The organism is Halorubellus litoreus, from assembly GCF_037081675.1.
Taxonomy (GTDB): Archaea; Halobacteriota; Halobacteria; order Halobacteriales; family Natrialbaceae; genus Halorubellus; species Halorubellus litoreus.
Window position 1 is genome coordinate 1,334,352 of the sequence record NZ_JAZAQL010000002.1, and the last position, 17,584, is coordinate 1,351,935.

Annotated in this window: 14 protein-coding genes; 4 read left to right on the forward strand and 10 right to left on the reverse strand. The window is 66.0% G+C overall.

Annotation, left to right across the window (positions count from 1 at the left end):
* Nucleotides 1-117: 117 nt before the first annotated feature.
* Both VYJ16_RS14165 and VYJ16_RS14170 read right to left on the reverse strand, forming a co-directional pair.
* Complete coding sequence (locus VYJ16_RS14165; protein WP_336350955.1) at nt 118-2,304, reverse strand: elongation factor EF-2; 2,187 nt, start codon at nt 2,302-2,304, stop codon at nt 118-120.
* A 179-nt stretch (nt 2,305-2,483) separates the two neighbouring features.
* Nucleotides 2,484-3,203: a hypothetical protein gene (locus VYJ16_RS14170; protein WP_336350956.1), complete on the reverse strand. Its 720-nt coding sequence runs from the start codon at nt 3,201-3,203 to the stop codon at nt 2,484-2,486.
* Between the two features lie 108 nt (nt 3,204-3,311).
* Here VYJ16_RS14170 and VYJ16_RS14175 point away from each other — a divergent pair, with 108 nt between their 5' ends.
* From VYJ16_RS14175 to VYJ16_RS14190, 4 genes are all read left to right on the forward strand, one after another.
* Nucleotides 3,312-4,502, forward strand: a complete 1,191-nt coding sequence (locus VYJ16_RS14175; protein WP_336350957.1) for a DUF7537 family lipoprotein — start codon at nt 3,312-3,314, stop codon at nt 4,500-4,502.
* 113 nt (nt 4,503-4,615) lie between these two features.
* Nucleotides 4,616-5,368, forward strand: a complete 753-nt coding sequence (locus VYJ16_RS14180) for a DUF5781 family protein (protein ID WP_336350958.1) — start codon at nt 4,616-4,618, stop codon at nt 5,366-5,368.
* Nucleotides 5,369-5,858: 490 nt separating this feature from the next.
* Nucleotides 5,859-6,683 (forward strand): DUF6159 family protein, encoded by an 825-nt coding sequence (locus VYJ16_RS14185; protein ID WP_336350959.1) that lies wholly within the window; start codon nt 5,859-5,861, stop codon nt 6,681-6,683.
* A gap of 93 nt (nt 6,684-6,776) precedes the next feature.
* Nucleotides 6,777-7,529 carry an MBL fold metallo-hydrolase gene (locus VYJ16_RS14190; protein ID WP_336350960.1) on the forward strand — a complete coding sequence of 251 codons (753 nt, stop codon included), beginning with the start codon at nt 6,777-6,779 and terminating at the stop codon, nt 7,527-7,529.
* 281 nt (nt 7,530-7,810) lie between these two features.
* Here the strand turns inward: VYJ16_RS14190 and VYJ16_RS14195 are convergent, their stop codons facing one another.
* The 8 genes from VYJ16_RS14195 to VYJ16_RS14230 all read right to left on the reverse strand — a co-directional run bounded on the left by VYJ16_RS14195 (nt 7,811) and on the right by VYJ16_RS14230 (nt 17,583).
* A complete protein-coding gene (locus VYJ16_RS14195; protein WP_336350961.1) occupies nt 7,811-8,590 on the reverse strand; it encodes a hypothetical protein in 780 nt (259 codons plus the stop codon).
* Between the two features lie 280 nt (nt 8,591-8,870).
* Nucleotides 8,871-9,485: a 30S ribosomal protein S7 gene (locus VYJ16_RS14200; protein ID WP_336350962.1), complete on the reverse strand. Its 615-nt coding sequence runs from the start codon at nt 9,483-9,485 to the stop codon at nt 8,871-8,873.
* A 2-nt stretch (nt 9,486-9,487) separates the two neighbouring features.
* The gene (locus VYJ16_RS14205) at nt 9,488-9,916 is read right to left on the reverse strand and encodes a 30S ribosomal protein S12 (protein ID WP_166038610.1); all 429 of its coding nucleotides are present in this window, start codon (nt 9,914-9,916) and stop codon (nt 9,488-9,490) included.
* A gap of 231 nt (nt 9,917-10,147) precedes the next feature.
* Entirely contained in the window at nt 10,148-11,629 is a 1,482-nt protein-coding gene (locus tag VYJ16_RS14210; RefSeq protein ID WP_336350963.1) for a PAS domain S-box protein, read from the reverse strand.
* A gap of 102 nt (nt 11,630-11,731) precedes the next feature.
* On the reverse strand, nt 11,732-12,895 hold the full coding sequence (locus VYJ16_RS14215; RefSeq protein WP_336351117.1) for a tubulin/FtsZ family protein: 1,164 nt from the start codon (nt 12,893-12,895) through the stop codon (nt 11,732-11,734).
* 122 nt (nt 12,896-13,017) lie between these two features.
* Complete coding sequence (locus tag VYJ16_RS14220; RefSeq protein ID WP_336350964.1) at nt 13,018-13,437, reverse strand: NusA-like transcription termination signal-binding factor; 420 nt, start codon at nt 13,435-13,437, stop codon at nt 13,018-13,020.
* Nucleotides 13,437-14,657 (reverse strand): DNA-directed RNA polymerase subunit A'', encoded by a 1,221-nt coding sequence (gene rpoA2, locus VYJ16_RS14225; RefSeq protein ID WP_336350965.1) that lies wholly within the window; start codon nt 14,655-14,657, stop codon nt 13,437-13,439. Before rpoA2 ends, VYJ16_RS14220 begins: the two co-directional genes overlap by 1 nt.
* A complete protein-coding gene (locus VYJ16_RS14230; protein ID WP_336350966.1) occupies nt 14,650-17,583 on the reverse strand; it encodes a DNA-directed RNA polymerase subunit A' in 2,934 nt (977 codons plus the stop codon). Before VYJ16_RS14230 ends, rpoA2 begins: the two co-directional genes overlap by 8 nt.
* Between the last annotated feature and the right edge of the window lies 1 nt (nt 17,584).

Below are 17,584 nucleotides of genomic sequence, written 5' to 3' on the forward strand. Positions count from 1 at the left end.
CCGACCGCGAAGACACCCGCGACGAGCACGCGGAACCACCCCCGCGCCCGCGAGCGCCGTCGCTACCCGACGCGAAGAACGAAGAGAGAAACCGGACCGCCAGCGGACAGCGACCGCTTAGATGTAGTCGACCTGCTCGTACAGCTCGAGCTTCATTCCCTTGCGCTCGCGGATCTCCATGATCTGCTCGCGCTGGAGGTTGTCAGCCATGAACTGGAACCCGGAGTTCTCCGTGTTCCACGACGCACGACCCTCGGTCGCGGAGCGGATGTCGCTGGAGAACCCGATCATCTCCTCGACGGGCGCCTCGCCCTCGACGACCATGAGGTCGCCCTCCTGGTACATGTCGTCGACGCGGCCACGACGACCCTGGATCTCGCCGGACGCCGCACCCATGTGCTCGTTCGGCACGTCGATACGGACGTCCTGCATCGGCTCCTTGAGGCGGACCTTGCCCTTGACGAGCGCGTTGTGGACCGCGTTCCGGACTGCCGGAATGACCTGCGCGGGACCACGGTGGATGGTGTCCTCGTGGAGACGCGCGTCGTGCAGTCGGATGAGTGCACCCTCGACGGGCTCCGCGGCGAGCGGGCCGTCGTCGAGCGCCTCCTGCATCCCTTCGACGACGAGTTCCATCGTCTCGTTGAGGTGCTGGATACCCTTCGTCTCGTCGACGAGGATGTTCGTCCGATGGATGGTCTCGACGTCCTGGCTCGTGTCCTTGTCCATGCCGGCCTCCTGGAGTGCCTCGCGGCGCTCCAGTTCGGGCATGTCCATCGAGATGTTCCCGTGCTTGATGCTCTCGACGATGTCCTCGCTGAGCGGCTCGATCTCGAGGTAGAAGCGGTTGTGGCGGTTCGGGGAGATGCCCTCGACCTCGCCACTGTTCTGCTGGATGGCCTCGCGGAACACGACGATCGGCTCACCGGTGTTCACGGGGATGCCCTGGTTGCGCTCGATACGCTGGGTCTGGACCTCGAGGTGGAGTTCGCCCTGCCCGCTGATGAGGTGCTCGCCCGTGTCCTCGTTGATCTCGATCTGGATCGTCGGGTCCTCCTTGGACACCTGACGGAGCGTCTCGATGAGCTTCGGCAGGTCGTCCATGTTCTTCGCCTCGATGGACTTCGTGATGACGGGCTCGCTGATGTGGTCGATGGACTCGAACGGCGTCATCTCGACGCTGGAGACCGTCGACCCCGCGATCGCGTCCTTGAGGCCGGTGACGGCGGCGATGTTCCCCGCGGGAACGTGCTCCACTTCCTCGCGCTCGCCACCCATGTAGATACCGACGGACTGCACGCGGTTCTTCCCGGCGGTCCCGGAGACGTACAGCTCCTGGCCCTTCTCGAGCGTCCCCGAGAAGACGCGGCCCGCCGCGATCTCGCCGGCGTGCGGGTCGATACCGATGTCGGTGACCATCAGGACGACCTCGCCGTCCTCGTCGACCATCCGCATCGTCTCCGCGAGTTCGCTCTCGTCGTCACCGCGCCAGATGCGCGGGATACGCATCGGCTGCGCCTTGACGGGGTTCGGGAAGTGCTCGCAGACCATGTCGAGCACGACGTTCGACAGCGGCGTCTTCTCGTGGAGCTCCTGGCGCTTGTCCGCGCGCTCCATCTCCATGATGTCGCCGAAGTCCATGCCGGTGCGCTGCATCGACGGCATCGAGACGCCCCACTTGTAGAGCGCGGACCCGAAGCCGACGGTGCCCTCTTCGACGCTGACCGTCCAGTCGTCGACGTCGTCCATGTCCTCGGTCATCCCGGCGATGAGGTCGTTGACGTCGCTGATGACCGAGAGCAGGCGCTTCTGCATCTCCTCGGGGCCCTCCTGGAGCTCGGAGATGAGGCGGTCGACCTTGTTGATGAACAGCGCCGGCTTCACGCCCTCGCGGAGCGCCTGCCGGAGCACCGTCTCCGTCTGGGGCATCGCGCCCTCGACGGCGTCGACGACGACGAGCGCGCCGTCGACGGCGCGCATCGCTCGCGTCACGTCGCCACCGAAGTCGACGTGGCCGGGCGTGTCGATGAGGTTGATGAGGTGGTTGGTGTCCTCGTACTCGTGGGTCATCGAGACGTTCGCCGCGTCGATGGTGATCCCACGCTCCTGCTCGTCCTCCTCGGTGTCCATCGCGAGCTGCTGGCCCGCGGTGTCGTCCGAGATCATCCCGGCACCAGCGAGGAGGTTGTCGGTGAGTGTCGTCTTGCCGTGGTCGACGTGCGCGGCGATGGCGATGTTCCGGATGTTCTCCGGTTTGTCCATCAGCCGTTCGCACTGTTCGACGATCTTCTTACGTCGGCCCATTGGTGTTGGATACCGTCACGCCGTGTAAAAGTATGCTGTTTTCGATTCGCGCCGAGTCCCCGAAACCGTGGTTTTCGCGGGTCTGAGAACCCCTCAGTGCGTCAATGGTACGCACGGTTCCGGTCGTCGCGGCGGGAGTCACCGAGGTCGGCAGCGCGTCGCGGCGGGAGCGACCGAGGTCAGTCGAGCGCTGCGACGACGAGGTTCCGCATCGCTCGCGGGCCGTTCTCGACGACCGCTCGCGGGAATCGCTTGCGGGAACCGGCGAGTGCGTCCGCGAGCGCGGCGGTCGCGTCGTCGAAGACGCCGTCGCCGTGACCGACGAGGACGCGGTCGGGCTCGAAGTCGGCGAGTGCGTCGCGTGGTGGGGCGAGTCGCGCGTAGAAGATGACGCCGAGGCGTTCGTCGCCGGCGACGAACGGGCTGGCGGTCCCGAGCGATTCGGGGACGTAGAACGTGCGGTCGCGTTCGCGCCAACAGACGGTCTCGGTCCACGCGCCCATCGGCGAGACGCGACGCAGGGAGACGTCGGTCCCCGGGAGCTGGTCGTCGACGCGCTGGACGTCGACGCCGGCCGGTGGATGCAGGTGGTCGAGTGCGCGGTCGACGCCCGCGGGAACGGTGACGGGGACGTCGTGGCGGGCGGCGACGGCGGCGGCGTCGCGCGCGTGCCAGCCGGCGCAGACCGCGACGCCAGCGACGCGGGGGTCGTCGTCCGCACCGGCGCTGCGGGCAGCAAGGACGTCGTCGAGCCCGGGGGCGTCGAGCGGGTCGAGCAGCCAGAGGCCGTCGTCGGTTCGGAGCGCGTGACTGGTGCGCGCGAGCGCCTCGTCGCCGGCAGCCTGCCAGCCGAAGCCACCGTCGAACGCGTCGACGACGGCGAGCGAATCCACGGGCATGCGTCGACGTGGCGACCGCCGAACCCATAACGACACCGGGACCCGGTCGCAACTCACCGCTCGAAACGGCGAGAAGCGTTATGTCGACGCTGACGGTAGGACCTCGCAATGGATGGGGAAGACACGACGCGTCGACGCGTCCTCGTCGCCGGGGGACTCTCGAGCGTGTTCGGGCTCTCGGGCTGTCTGCGGCTGAGTCAGGCGGAACCGACCGGGACGGCCACGAGCGGCGACAGCGCCGCGACGAGCGCGGACGAGTCGACGACCGAACGAGCCACGACCGCGGAACCGACCGAGACCGACGCCGAGACGACCGACGGCGACGACGACGCGGCGACGTACCCGCCGGGCGTCAGCGAGGACGGCGTGACCGAAGCGCTCGTGCTCGAACATCGACAGCGGACGAGTGGCCGGCCGCGGACCGTCGAGACCGAGTACATGGGGTTCAACCGGTTGACGACGAAGATCGGCGACGACGTCAGGATGCGCGTCGAGAGCTCGCGCGGCCCGGAGACGTACGTCGAGGACCGCCAGCTCTTCCAGCGCCAGACCGTCGCCGGCCAGGCGATCTACGCGTACAGCCCGGAACTCCGGTTCGAGTTCCGGCCGTCGGTGCTCGCCGGCACGGACCTCCTCGAAGCCCTGATCAGGGCGGGGAACTTCGCGCCGGTCGGCCGGCAGACGCGCGACGGTACGACGCTGTTCATCCTCGAGGCGGACGAGATCGAGAACGCGACCGTGCTCGAGGAGTCGCGGATCGTCAGCCGGTACTTCCGCCGGTCGGAGTTCCCGCTGGAGTCGTTCTCCGGGTCCGCGCTCGTCACCGAATCGGGCGTCATCCGGGAGATGGAGGCGTTCCTCCAGGGGGACGGGGACGGTGGCGAGTTCGTCGTGAACACGAGCGACGTCGGGGCGACGTCCGTGACGACGCCGACGTGGAAGGACACGGCGAGACGGAAGGCGGCGACGTTCGAGGTGTCGATGGCGTCGGATTCGTCGTTCATCGAACTCGTCCAGACCGGCGGGCAGACGATCGGCGCGGACGCGGACGTCCGCTTCCAGATAGATGCGTACGATCAGATGGATTACTTCAACGGGCGCTTCGAGGGGTCGTCGAGCGAGGGGGCGACGTTCTATCTGTACAAGACCGACGAGACGACCGAGTTCGGGAGTCCGAAGCTCGGCGTGTCGAAGGGGTCGCGGCCGTCGAGTTCGCCGGCGGGAACGTGGTCGTCGGATTCGGGCGTGAACGTGCGCGCGGAGGGGCTCCCGCTCGTCGAGACGCGCGACGTCTCCTGACGGGCGTCGCGTTCCCGTCGAGCGCGAGTCCGCGCGGGTCGCATCCGGGTTCGACCGGTGGGATGCCGGGGCCGCAACCCTCATACCCGACCGAGCCATTGTGAGACTGTAACATGGACGTTCGTGTCCAGGGTCGTGCGCCACCCGCTCCGTTCCTCGGCGCGCAGGACCGCTTCGAGACCGAGTACGACGTCTCCCTCCCCGTGCACGTGCACGTCCGGAGCGACCCGGACGAACGCACGTGGACCGGGCACTACGACGACAAGCACGTCCTCAACATCTCCCAGCAGGCCGCGACGTCCGCGATGGCGCGCGAGCTCGCGCTCCACGAGTACGCGCATATGACGCGCTACGAGGAGGAACACCCCTCGCACCTCCAGAGCACCGACGAAGCCCTCTTCCTCGGGCTCGCCGGGAACAGCGTCGAACGCCGCAAGGTCGCGCACTGCTACCAGATCGCGAACCACATGAAGGACATCTACGCCGACGACATCACGTGCAGTCTCGGCGACAGCGACAAGCTCGTCTCGTTCTTCGAGGCGAGCCTCGCCGCCGCCGTTTCCGACCACGGCACCCCACCCAGGGCCGGACTCACCCCGGTCACGGCCGACGCCGACCCGGAGATAACCGCCGTGAACGCCGCGTTCGCGCTCGCGCTCTGCGAGCGCCACGACCTCGTCACCGACGACCACCGGCTCTACGACCTCGCGCACGCCGCCGGCGAGGACGCCCCCGGCGTCAGCGTCGACTCCTTCAAACGCCACTTCCTCGACCTCGGCGACGACCCCACCGAGAGCGAGTACCGCAAAGCCCTCGTCGACGTCACCCGCGAGTACGCACTCGGTGGTCAACAGGCAGCGGACTGACGGACTCCGCAAGCATCCGGCGGCCCCCAGGCCGCCGGTTCCAGTTCTTTACGGATTCATCGAGCGTCCGGCGGCCCCCAGGCCGCCGGTTCCAGTTCTTTACGGATTCATCGAGCGTCCGGCGCTAACGACGCCGACGAATTCTAGAAAGAGTCGGGTGATAGTTCGGCGAACGCTCTTTTCCGGTGGTGTCGAAGGAGTGGATGGGTCGTGGGTTCCCTGGACGATGGAACTCTCGGAAACGACCCACTCGACGGTGAGGTACTCGCTTCGGCGTGGACCGCGACGCGCGCCGGCGGCCATCCCCTTCCGCCGTCGGTGACTCCCCCCGGCCGACGCGGTCGCGGCCACTCCCCCGCTGGCATCAGGTCGGAGCGTGCGCGGCGACGCGACGGGCGCGGCGCTCGTTCGCTACGAAACCCCGTGACGACGGCGGCCCCCTTCCCCCTCGACCGTACTGATTTATCCGTGGACGCGGCGTGTAATACTCATGGGATTCTTCAACCGGTTGAAGACCGGCTGGGCGCTCACGAAGGACAGCATCCGCGTGTTACGCGGCGACCCCGAACTCGCCGTGTTCCCGCTCGTCGGCTCGATCGCCGGGCTGCTGTACGTCGCACTCCTCCTCGTTCCCGGGTTCTTCCTGGCGAGTAGCGACATTGGCGTCCTCCAGTACGCCCTCCTGTTCGTCCTCTACTTCGGGTCGACGTTCATCGCGTCGTTCACGACCGCCGCCCTCATGCACGAGACCCGGAAGGCGTTCCGCGGCGAAGAACCGTCGTTCAAGAGCGGCATCAGCGCCGCCTGGGAACACAAACGCACGCTCCTCGCGTGGAGCGCCATCTCCGCGACCGTCGGCGTCATCATCCAGCTCATCGACAGCCAGGACAACTTCCTCGCGGAGGTCCTCGCGAGCATCATCAGCGTCGGCTGGAGCATCCTCACGTACTTCGTCATCCCCGTCATCACGTTCGAGGACGTCGGCGTCCGCGGCGCCATCGCACGCAGCGGCGAGACGTTCAAGAACACGTGGGGCGAGACCGCCGGCGCGACGTTCGGCGTCGGCATCGTCACCATCCTCTTCATGCTCCCCGTCGCCATCGTCGCCGCCGGCATCGTCGTCCTCGGCGGCCTCAGCGGCGGCGCACTCGGCTTCGGCGGCGCCCTCCTCGTCGCCGCCTCCCTCATCTTCGTCGCGTACATCTTCACCGCGACGCTCGGCTCCATCGCACGCCTCGCGCTCTACGTGTACGCCACCGACGGCGAACGCCCCAGCGCGTTCGAAGACGTCGACCTCGGGACCGTTCCCGAGTAACTGACACCCGCAGAGGGCGCAACCGCCGCCAAACTCCGGCCGGGAGCGACCTTCGGCGAACAGCTATCTCGAAGCCCGTCGAACTTCTCGTACATGTCCCCCGCAGCGACCACCGACACTACCGAAGCCGACGACCGCGAGGTCGCGCCCGGCGTCTACCGGTTCGGGACCGCGCGCATCAACTGGTACGTCGTCGAGGACGACGACGCCCTCACCGTCGTCGACGCAGGACTCCCCGCACACTACCCCCAACTCGCACCGTGGCTCGACCGCCACGGGTATACCCTCGACGACGTGGACGCGCTCGTCCTCACCCACGGCGACGCGGACCACGCCGGGTTCGCCAGGCACCTCGTGGACCGCGGCAGCTCCGCGTACTGTCACCCCGACGACCACCACCACCTCCGCGACCTCCCGCACGGCCCGCCCGCGTGGTTCCTCCGGAACCTCTGGCGCCCCGGCTTCCTCCGGTACGTCGTCGAGATGGTCCGCGACGGCATCCGCGACGTCGACCCCGTTACCGACGTCGAACCCATGAACGACAGCGACGTCCTGGACGTGCCCGGCAGCCCACGCGTGATTCACGTCCCCGGCCACACCCCGGGCTCGTGCGCACTCCACCTCGAGGACCGAGACGTCCTCATCGCCGGCGACGCGATCGTCACCAGAGACATCTACCGGAACCGCGAAGGCGACCCACAGCTCATGGGACCCGCCGACGAAGACACCGCGCTCGCCCGCCGCTCGCTCGACGAACTCGCCGGACTCGGAGACGTCACGCTCCTCCCCGGCCACGGCAACCCCTGGCGCGGCGACGTCGACACCGCACTCGACATCGCTAGTTGACCACACACATCGCCTCATTACTGTCAACGCGCGTGACGCTAGAGCACCGTTGGGCGAAAGAACGAATTTGTTACAGGGTTTAGTTCGATTGCGACCGAATCCTGTAGTGTAACTTCGCAACTAACCAGCCGAGCAGACCTGCAATGAAGACACCGATAACGAGGTTTTGCGTGCTCTCGAAAGGACGCAAATGGAACGCCCAGAGTGTGAGGAGAGTGCTCGGGAAGATAGAAAGGTAGAGCATACCAACGAGTATCTGTCGATACATCAGTTAGTTCAGTCTATACTCCGAATCCACAGTTCCCGCAAGAGGGATGCCCCACAATCGTCGAGACCGTATACATGTGATCGGGGTCATTTTGATGCCAGTGACCGGAGAAATCGACGGCGTACATCGTTTGGTTCCATCCGAACTTACTGACGTCATACTCCCACGCTACTACGGAGACGGCATGAGTGCTTACATACCGCTCTAAGAGTCCTGTTGACAGAACGCCACTACCGGCTCCGATTGCAGCAAGTGTTTCTCCACCAAGCGCACCGATATACCCACCCAGTGCGGCGAGAGCCGTCCCAGCCCCAATCTTTCCGATGTCGTGGTAGAACCACATTGTGAGACCGTCCTGCGTGTGTTGATGATTAAATGCGTCGCAATTTCCAATGTTCTGTCCGAGATAGTGATCTTTTTTCTTAACTAGGTCGCCGAACTCGGGTAAGTCAGGGATGTGGTTCTGGATGGAGACACCATCCTCAGTACCGACCTGATTGAGCTGTTGGAACGCTTTCCCGTCTATCTTCGTGTGAGAGATTCCACCACTGCCGCCCTCGACTTTAACCCCATACGTGTGATAACGGACCGCGCCTGTTCGACGATCGGTTTCCTTGATCTTTACAGCAACGAGTGTATCTCCTGAAGCGGTTTCACCAACCTCGGTGATTTCATCGATGACACCCACCGAATCCCCGTGTTGAACACGCTGATCGAAGGATTTCTCCGATGCTGCTACCGCAGGTGCGGAGAGCGCCGTCAGTCCAGTTACAGGAACACCCATACGCTTCATCAAAGATCGTCGCGTAGATCGCTTCACCATTGCATTCCACCCAAGACCATCGTATTTTAAAAAATTCCTAAATGTATTGATTTTAGATATATATTTATCTGCTGAGTTTTTCTCTTCGGCACGCCCTGCTGCATTCCACGGGAGCTTAGAAATTCAAGAATAATGGTAGAGATTCGATATATCTCAATTTTCGATGCAATCAGAAGCTGGCAGTTAGACCGAAGAAGCATCTGCGAACTCGCGGGTGAGTCTTCCGCGAACGAAGAGAGAAAGACCGAAATTAGCGTGCTGCCGCCGCGACGCGCTCGGACTCTTCCTTCTGGTTGATCGCGTACGTCTGGACGTCGTAGTCAGCGGCGCCCGTGAGCTGCTGGGCGAGCGCCTCCGCCGCCGTCGTCGTCGTCTTGAACGACGACCCGTGAACGCCCTCCGCGAGGAACATCAGGGACTGGTCGACGCGTCGCTGCGGTGCGACGTCGACCGCCTTCGGGACCGAGATGCCACCGTACTTCAGGCGGACGGTCTCCTCGCGCGGCGCCGCGTTCTCGACGGCCTCGACGAGCACCTGCACCGGGTTCTCCTCGGTGCGCTCGTGGACGATCTCGAACGCCTCACGCACGATCTGGAGCGCCTGCTGCTTCTTGCCCGTGTTCTCCTCGGTCTGCATCAGGCGGTTCGCGAGTCGCTCCACGATGGAGAGCTCGCTCTTCTTGAACTGCTTGCCCGCGTGACGGCCCATCGTGTGCGCGATCGGCGTGACCGTGATGTAGCGCTCCGTGGACGGGTCGTTGTACTCGATACCCGTGATGTCCCACTGGTCGAAGAGGAGGGCGCGCGCGCCTTCCTCGTCGGTCCCGGCGGGCTTCTCGGGTTCGGGTGTATCTTCTTCCGACATGATTATCGAACCGGTTTCTCTGCGTTCCCGCGGACGAGTTCGATCATCGACACGCCGTTGACCTTCTCGACCTTGTAGTTGACACCCGAGAGGTCGCCCATCGCACGACCCTTCGCCCCACCGATACCGGCGATGGTGACCTCGTCGTGCTCGTCGATGAACGAGATGGCGCCGTCACCGGGACAGAACGCGGTGACCTGCTTCCCGTTCTTGATGAGCTGGACCCGGACGCACTTCCGGATCGCGGAGTTCGGCTGTTTCGCTTCGATACCTACCTTCTCGAGGACGATGCCGCGACCCTGCGGCGCGCCCTCGAGCGGGTCGGACTTCTTGCGAAGTCCACGCTCGCGTCGCGCGTAGTCCGAGTCGGACCACCGCTGCTGCTGGCGGTCCTTCTTGAGCTTGCGCGCGGCGTACTTGCCGTTCGCCATAGTACCAGTCGCTATCTTACGGAGGCACTTAAGCCCACCCTTTTGGAGACGGTGTGACGGCCTGAGGTCGCTCTAGCGACCCCGATAACGCTCTCTCAGCCCGTTTCGGTTCGCGCGTTGACGCGTTCTGCGCGCGCCGTAGCGCCGCAGCCGGCTTCAGGCCACGCGAGAGCGTTCTGTGGGGCGGTGCGGACTCTCGCTCGTAGCGTCGGGTCGTCCCCCATCCTGGTCCTACGTCGAGTCGTCTCGCGCTCGGTCGAGTCGAATGGCGACGACCCCACCATCGCCGTCGGCGGGTTCGGGGACGAAGAGTTCGCCACCGCCGGAATCGACCGCCCACTTCGCGATCCAGAGGCCGAGGCCGGTCCCGTGCCTGGTCGGCGTTATCTCGCCGTCGTCCAGGACGACCGCGCGCTCGTCCTCGGGGAGTCCCGGGCCGTCGTCGGCCACGAGAACCGTGACCGTCCCGCTGTCGGCGTCGTCCTCGACCGACACCCGCACGGTCGACGGCGCCTCACCCGTGCCCTGGCCGTCGGAAGTGCCGTGTTCCACACTGTTCTCAGCCGACGGCTGAGAGCTGGGAGAGCCATGCTCGACCGAGTTCTCGACGAGCTGTTCGATGGCGCGTTCGAGGTGGCGGTGAGCGTGCACGTGCGCGACCTCGGGCGCGTCTACGGTCACGTCCGCATCGCCGTGGCGACCGCGGACGTTCGCGACCGCGGAGTCGACGGCGGCGACGACGTCGACGACAGTCCGGTCGCGTGGGTCGTGGTCGACGACGGCGCCGAGCTGTCGGACCTTCCGGCTGGCGTCCGCGAGCCGTTCGGCGACGTCCCGGACGGTGCGAGCGCGCTCGCGCTGGACGTCGGTCGTGGCGTCCGCCGCGAGCAACGACGCGTACCCCGTGATCGTCGTCAGGTCGTTCCCGAGGTTGTGCCGGAGGACGCGGTTCAACACCTGGAGGCGTCGTTCGCGGCGTTCACGGTCGCTGACGTCGCGAGCGACGCCGGCGGCACCGCGGAACTCGCCGTCGGCGTCCCGCAGCGGCGCGAAGTGGTCCTCCACGGGAACGACCGACCCGTCCGCGGTCACCATCTCGACCGAGACGGTCGCACGCTCCAAGCCATCCTCGACCATCGCTCGCGTCGCCTCGCGGATGCGGTCGGCGCTCGCCGCCGTCAACGTCTCCTCGAAGTGGAGGTCGCCGCGCATCGCGCTCGCCTTCGAGTACCCGAACGCCTCCTCGTACGCCTCGTTCGCGAACACGCTGTAGCCGTCCTCGTCGACGACCCAGACGGGGTCTGCGAGGCTCTCCACGATGGCCTCGTATCGTCGCCTCGCCGCGCCATCGAGACGACTCGATGCCTCGGCGAGGTCTCGAACGCGCTCGACGAGCGTCCCGGAGTCCGCGCTCGCCGGCACGTAGCCGTCCGCGCCAACGGCGACGGCTTCGCCAGCGACCGCCGCGTCGCTCGTCGAATCTCGGACCACGACCGGCGCGTCACTGACGTCCACGACGGTTCGAGTCGTCTCGACGGCGTCGACCGCAGGTGGGCCGTGCTCGATGACGATACAGTGGAATCGTTCGGCCGCGAGCGCGCTCGCGAGCGCCCGGTCGTCGGTCGCGACCGCAACCGCGAACGCGTCCCGTGCGGCGAGCATGCTCGCGACGTTCGTCGACCCAGCGACCGCGAGCACGCGCAGGTCAGTCATCCTCGTCGTCAGCAACTCGTCGTCGACCGGCCTAAGCGTACTGGCAGCCGTCCGTCGGAACGTGACAACGACACCCACCGCCGGCGCGAGGACGTGACGGCGTCAGAACAGCGGCGGAAGTTTCTCGTCGCCCGTATCCAGGAGCGCGTCGAGGTTCGCATCGCTCTGCTCGCGGAGGTCGTCGATGTTGTCCATCGCCTCGACCGCGACTGCCTGCAGTTGCTTCACGCGCGGGACGTTCGTCACGCCCGACAGCAGGACGACGCACGCGACCGAGGACTCCTTGGGCATCGGGAAGTCGCCACCGCGGACCTCCATCGACCCCGTCTGCTCCTCGAGCCACGTCCGCCCGCGCTCGATACCCTTCCGGTTCAGGTACTCGGGCGGCCCAGCGACCACGAGCAACGCGCGCTCGGCACCCTGGACCTCGCAGGGGAGGGTGAGGCGACCGAGCGTCGCCTTCCGGACGAGGCTCGTGATGCGGTTCGTCGTATCGACGTCGTCCAGTTGCTTCTTCGAGAACCGCGACAACAACCCGGAGTCACCGCGGTCCACGTGGTCGACCGCGTACCCGATACTGGACACGCCGCCGTTCCCGAGCGTGTTGATTATCTCGCTCGCGTCGACGACGCTCTCGGCGACCGCATCCCCGTCGCCGACCTCGCCCGCCGAGAACAGGACGTTCAGTCGCCGCACGATCTCCCTGTTGATCGAATCGTACCCGCCTTCGAGGCTCTCGCCGCTGTGGCGCCAGCCGTCGTTGTCGAACACGAGGAGGTTGTCCGCCTCGCGGACGAACGTCTGGAACGACCGCGCGGCGTTCAGCGTGTAGATACCGCCCTCGTCGCTCCCCGGGAGGATACCGAGACCGTACACTGGCTCGCTGTAGATGCGCTTGAGGTGCTTCGCGAGCACCGGCGCCCCACCCGAGCCGGTCCCGCCGCCGAGCCCAGCGACGACGAGGAACGCGTCCACCTCGTGCGTCGGGATGTCGTCGATCGCGCTCTGGATCTCACCCATGTCCTCCTCGGCGATCTCCGCGCCGAGCTCGTTGTCCGCACCGACGCCGTGTCCCTTCACGCGCGTCTGCCCGACGAGCACCCGCCGGTCCTCGGGCACGTGCTCGAGCCCGCGGAGGTCCGCCTTCGCCGTGTTCACCGCGATAGCCCCACGGACGACCGACCCCTTCGTCTGTCGGTCGAACGCGATGAACTCGTCGAGGACCTTCCCGCCAGCCTGTCCGAACCCGATAATCGCAAGCTTCACTCGCATTCACCCCGAGCACTGTCCACGTGAATCATACGTAGAAACCACGCGCGACGAGGATAAATAGGTACGCACGCCGACGGGTTCGCGAGCACTCGCCGCCACCCGAGTCCGGGCGGCGGCTACGTCAACTCGATGTCGTCCACGTCGACGTGTCGTCGCGCAAGTGCTCTCGCCGCCTCGATGTTCCGGCCGTCCGCACCGATGGCGACGCCCGTGTCGGCCTCGTCGACCTCCACGTACGCGACCGTGTCACCGTTCTCGCTGACCGTGACGTTGTACACCGCCGCCGGCGCGAGCGCGTTCGCGACGAAATCACCGGGCGTGGTCGCGTCCTCGACGAGCTTCACGTCCGTCCCGAGGCGCTCCTCGAACTCGCCGACGTGCTCGCCGCCCGGCCCGATCGCCTCGCCCATGTCGCCGCGGGCGACCAGGACGACCACGCGGTCGTCGTACACCAGGCAATCCAGCCCGGTCGCACCCGTCACGTCCTCGAACAGCCCGAGGATACGGCGCGCCTCGTCCGACAGCGTCCGCGCCATCAGTCAGCTTGCTCGCCCGACTTCGACAGCGACCCCATCCGGAGGTCGACGTCACCCGTCCCGAGCTTGATCGGCTTCCCGACGATGACGTTCTCCGTCACACCGTTCAGGTCGTCGACCTCGCCGTGGATCGCGGCGTCGAGCAAGTGGTTGACCGTGACCTCGAACGCCGCACGCGCCAAGACGGACTCCTTCGACCCACTGATACCGTGCCGGCCGATGGACTCGATCTCGCCGCGGTTCGTCATCATGTCCGCGACCAACATCAGGTGCCGGACGTTCACGTTGTCCAACCCCTGCTCTTTCAGCGTGTCGTTGGTCTCCTCGATGATGGTCTCTCGAGCCGCCTCGATACCGAGCGTCCGATGGATCTCGTGGATGTTGTTACACGACGACCGAGACGCGTCCACGCCCTCGATCTCCAGGGCGTCACCGAACGACGACCCCTCCGTGTACAGCACGAACTCCTCGCGTTCCTCGCCATCGGGCGTCTCCACGTCCTCCTTCCGGATGACGACCCGCGAGATCTCCTCGATACCCTTGAACGTGATCTCGCGGAGCTCCTCGACGAGCTGGAGGAGGTCGCGGTAACTCGGCTCCTCGGGCCCGAACTGGACGTTCGTCCCCTTCTGGATCGTCGTCACGCCGAGCGAATCCTCGATGATCTCCGCGATCTCACCGGCGATCTCGCCGGTGTCACCCACGGTCGGCCAGCGCTCCTGCAACGTATCGGGGTTCAGGTCGATGGAGACGTTCATGTCCGCGACGTTCGTGGACACGTCCCCGAGCGCGAGGATCTTCGTCGCCTCGAGCTGCCAGACGACCTCGTGGGCGCGCTCGCGGCTCTCCGCGTACTCGTCCTCGAGGTAGATCGTCATCATCGGCGTGTCCGGCGTCTTCCGCGCGTCCACGAGTTCGATGAGCCGCGGCAGCCCCTGCGTCACGTCGATCTCCGCGACGCCCGCGTAGTGGAACGTGTTCATCGTCAGCTGCGTCCCCGGTTCACCGATGGACTGCGCGGACACCGTCCCGACCGGGTCGAGCGGCTCCACGCGCGTCTCCTGATAGCGGTTCTCGACCGCCTTCGCGATCTCGTCGGCCGCCTCCACGCTCAGACTCCGCTCCTCGACGACGCGGTACACGTCGGCGCGGAGGTCCTCCGGAATCGACCGGTCCTCGACGACCGCTTCCACGTCCGCCGACACGTCGAAGTCAGTCATCCGACTCCACCTCCGTGAGCAGGTCGGGATTACGACGCGCTTCCGCGTGCTCGCTGAGGTTCGTCGGACGGGCCTCGTCGCCGAGGAACTCCGCCTTCGACTGCGCGTCCGCGAACTCGTTGTCGAGGATGCGGTCCGCGATCTGCTCGACGTCCACACCGCTCTCGGCGTCGTGCGCGACCTGGACCGGACTCGTCGAGTCCTCGCCGAACTCGAACTGGACGATCGTGTCCGAGGTGTCCCGGACCGTGCCGTCGTACTGCGTCTCCAGTTCGCTCAGTGCGTTGATGAGACGCCGCTGGAGGTACCCGGACTTCGACGTCCGGACTGCCGTGTCCACGAGGCCCTCGCGGCCACCCATCGCGTGGAAGAAGAACTCCCGGGGCGTCAACCCGCCCGTGTACGAGTGCTCGACGAACCCGTGCGCGTCTGCGCTCAGGTCGTCCTTCTTGTAGTGGCTGAGGGTGCGGTCCTCGTACCCGCGGTTGATGCGGTTCCCACGCACTGCCTGCTGGCCGACGCAGCCAGCCATCTGCGTGAGGTTCAGCATCGACCCACGCGCCCCGGAGTTCGCCATGACGACCGCCGGGTTCTCCTCGTCGAAGTGCTCCTCGGCGATGTCCCCCGCGTTGTCACGCGCCTTCCCGAGCGTCTGCATGATCTTCATCTCGAGGGTCTCGTCGACGGTACGACCGGGGAGACTCTCGAGTTCGCCCTTCTCGTAGGTCGCGATGAGTTCCTCCGTGCGGTCGTAGGCCTCGTCGATCGTCTCGTCGATGCGCTCCTGGGCTTCCGTCGAGATCGTCTCGTCGTCGATCCCGATCGAGAACCCGAAGTGCATGATCGAGCGCATCGCGAGCGCCGCAACCTCGTTGATGAAGATGCGAGCGCGCGTCGTCCCGTACACCTTCACGATGGTGTCGACGATCTGCCCGCCGAACTCGCCGACCTCGTCCTCCGCGATGGTGCCCTCGACGAGCGTCCCGTCCTCGACGACGACGTCGTCGCCGACGGTCCCGCGGAACTCGAGGTTCAGGTCGTCCGGCAGCAGCTCCGAGAAGATGTCGCGACCCGTCCAGTACGGCTCGCCGTCTTCCTCGCCGCTCGGGTCGGGGAGCTCGTCGATACGCGTCGCACGCAGCAGGTCGAGCGCCTGCGTCTCGTTGAAGTGCGGGTTCTGGTTCGTCAACAGGTACGTCCCGCTGATGTGGTCCTGGATGGCGCCGATGATGTTCTCACCGAACCGCGGCGACAGGATCTGCTCCTGGACGCGCATCAGGACGCGCGCCTCGGCGCGCGCCTCCTCGTTCTGGAGGGCGTGCATGTTCATCTCGTCACCGTCGAAGTCGGCGTTGTACGGCGGACAGACGACGGTGTTCAGGCGGAACGTCTTCGACGGCATCACCACGACCTCGTGAGCCATGATGGACATCCGGTGCAGCGACGGCTGCCGGTTGAACACGACGATGTCGCCGTCGACGAGGTGGCGGTTGACCTCCCAGCCGGCCTCGACCTTCTCGGAGAGCTCCTCGCAGTTCTTCTCCGTGACCTTCAGGCGACGGCCGTCCGGTCGCTTCACGTAGTTCGCACCCGGATGGCCCTCGGGACCATTCGAGACGTACCGGCGCGCGTCCGCGAGATTGCGCTCGGTGACGTTCATCGTCTGCGTCATCTCCTTGGCCACGCGGTCCGGCACGCCGACCTCGTTCAGCGACAGCGTCGGGTCCGGACTGATGACGGTACGAGCACTGAAGTTCACGCGCTTCCCGGACAGACTCCCGCGGAAACGCCCCTCCTTGCCCTTGAGACGCTGACTGAGCGTCTTCAGGGGGCGACCCGAACGGTGACGGGCGGGCGGCGTCCCCGATATCTCGTTGTCCATGAACGTCGTCACGTGATACTGGAGGAGTTCCCAGAGGTCCTCGATGATCAGCTGAGGTGCGCCCGCCTCGCGGTTCTCCATGAACCGCTGGTTGATGCGGATGATGTCGACGAGCTTGTGCGTGAGGTCGTCCTCGCTCCGCTGACCGTTGTCCAGCGTGATGGACGGCCGCGCCGTCACCGGCGGCACCGGAAGCACCGTCAGGATCATCCACTCCGGACGACTGCGCTCGGGGTTGATGCCGAGCACCTCGAGGTCCTCGTCCGGGATGTCCTCGAACCAGTCCCGGATGTCACTCGGCATCAGCTTGTTCATGTCCTCCTCGGTGAGGTCCACGTCGAGCGCCTTCTCGATGGCCTTCCGGTCGGATTCGCGCGGCCGGAACTCACCGGAGAGGATCTCGTTGATACGCGACAGGTCGATCTCGGTGGCTTCGGCGAGCCCCTCGCGACCCATCGGTTCCACGTCCGCCTCCTCGTCACCCTGCATCGCGCTCGCGATCGCCTGCGAGTACTCCGACGTGAGAACCTGCTGGACCTCGTAGTACGTCGTCGGCTTCTCGTGCTGGATGTCGAACTGGACCTCGCCACAGAACGGACAGCGGTCCTTCTTGCGCGCCTGCCGGATCGCGGCCTTCGTCACGTCGTTCAGGTCGTTCCCGAGCTTCCGCGCGTTGTTCAGGTCGCGAGCGAAGTCCTCGCGCTCGTCCTCGGTGAGACAGAGGCGCGCGCACTCGCGGCACGTCCCACGCAGCAAGCGTCGGATGAGCTTCGTGAACCCGACGTGGATGACGGGCGCCGCCAGCTCGATGTGCCCGAAGTGCCCGTTACACGACCCGCTGTGCTTCCCGCAGGTCTTGCACTCCAGGCCCGGGTCGATCACGCCGAGACGCGGGTCCATGAGCCCCATGTCGATGGGGAACCCGTCGTCGTCGTACGTGTCGGCCGTGATGACCTTCGTCGCACTCATCTCGCGGTACTCCTCCGGGTCCATCAGCCCGAAGCTGATCTCCCCGATCTCCTTGGGTGATTGTCCTGTCGACATG

Bases quoted from the DNA above. Each gene is read 5' to 3' on its own strand.
- VYJ16_RS14180 (WP_336350958.1), top strand. From the start codon at position 4,616: ATGGACGTTCGTGTCCAGGGTCGTGCGCCACCCGCTCCGTTCCTCGGC.
- VYJ16_RS14230 (WP_336350966.1), bottom strand. From the start codon at position 17,583: ATGTCGACAGGACAATCACCCAAGGAGATCGGGGAGATCAGCTTCGGG.
- VYJ16_RS14220 (WP_336350964.1), bottom strand. From the start codon at position 13,437: ATGGCGCGGACGCTGTCGGACGAGGCGCGCCGTATCCTCGGGCTGTTC.
- VYJ16_RS14195 (WP_336350961.1), bottom strand. From the start codon at position 8,590: ATGAAGCGTATGGGTGTTCCTGTAACTGGACTGACGGCGCTCTCCGCA.
- VYJ16_RS14200 (WP_336350962.1), bottom strand. From the start codon at position 9,485: ATGTCGGAAGAAGATACACCCGAACCCGAGAAGCCCGCCGGGACCGAC.
- VYJ16_RS14190 (WP_336350960.1), top strand. From the start codon at position 6,777: ATGTCCCCCGCAGCGACCACCGACACTACCGAAGCCGACGACCGCGAG.
- VYJ16_RS14205 (WP_166038610.1), bottom strand. From the start codon at position 9,916: ATGGCGAACGGCAAGTACGCCGCGCGCAAGCTCAAGAAGGACCGCCAG.
- VYJ16_RS14175 (WP_336350957.1), top strand. From the start codon at position 3,312: ATGGATGGGGAAGACACGACGCGTCGACGCGTCCTCGTCGCCGGGGGA.
- rpoA2 (WP_336350965.1), bottom strand. From the start codon at position 14,657: ATGACTGACTTCGACGTGTCGGCGGACGTGGAAGCGGTCGTCGAGGAC.
- VYJ16_RS14185 (WP_336350959.1), top strand. From the start codon at position 5,859: ATGGGATTCTTCAACCGGTTGAAGACCGGCTGGGCGCTCACGAAGGAC.
- VYJ16_RS14165 (WP_336350955.1), bottom strand. From the start codon at position 2,304: ATGGGCCGACGTAAGAAGATCGTCGAACAGTGCGAACGGCTGATGGAC.
- VYJ16_RS14170 (WP_336350956.1), bottom strand. From the start codon at position 3,203: ATGCCCGTGGATTCGCTCGCCGTCGTCGACGCGTTCGACGGTGGCTTC.
- VYJ16_RS14210 (WP_336350963.1), bottom strand. From the start codon at position 11,629: ATGACTGACCTGCGCGTGCTCGCGGTCGCTGGGTCGACGAACGTCGCG.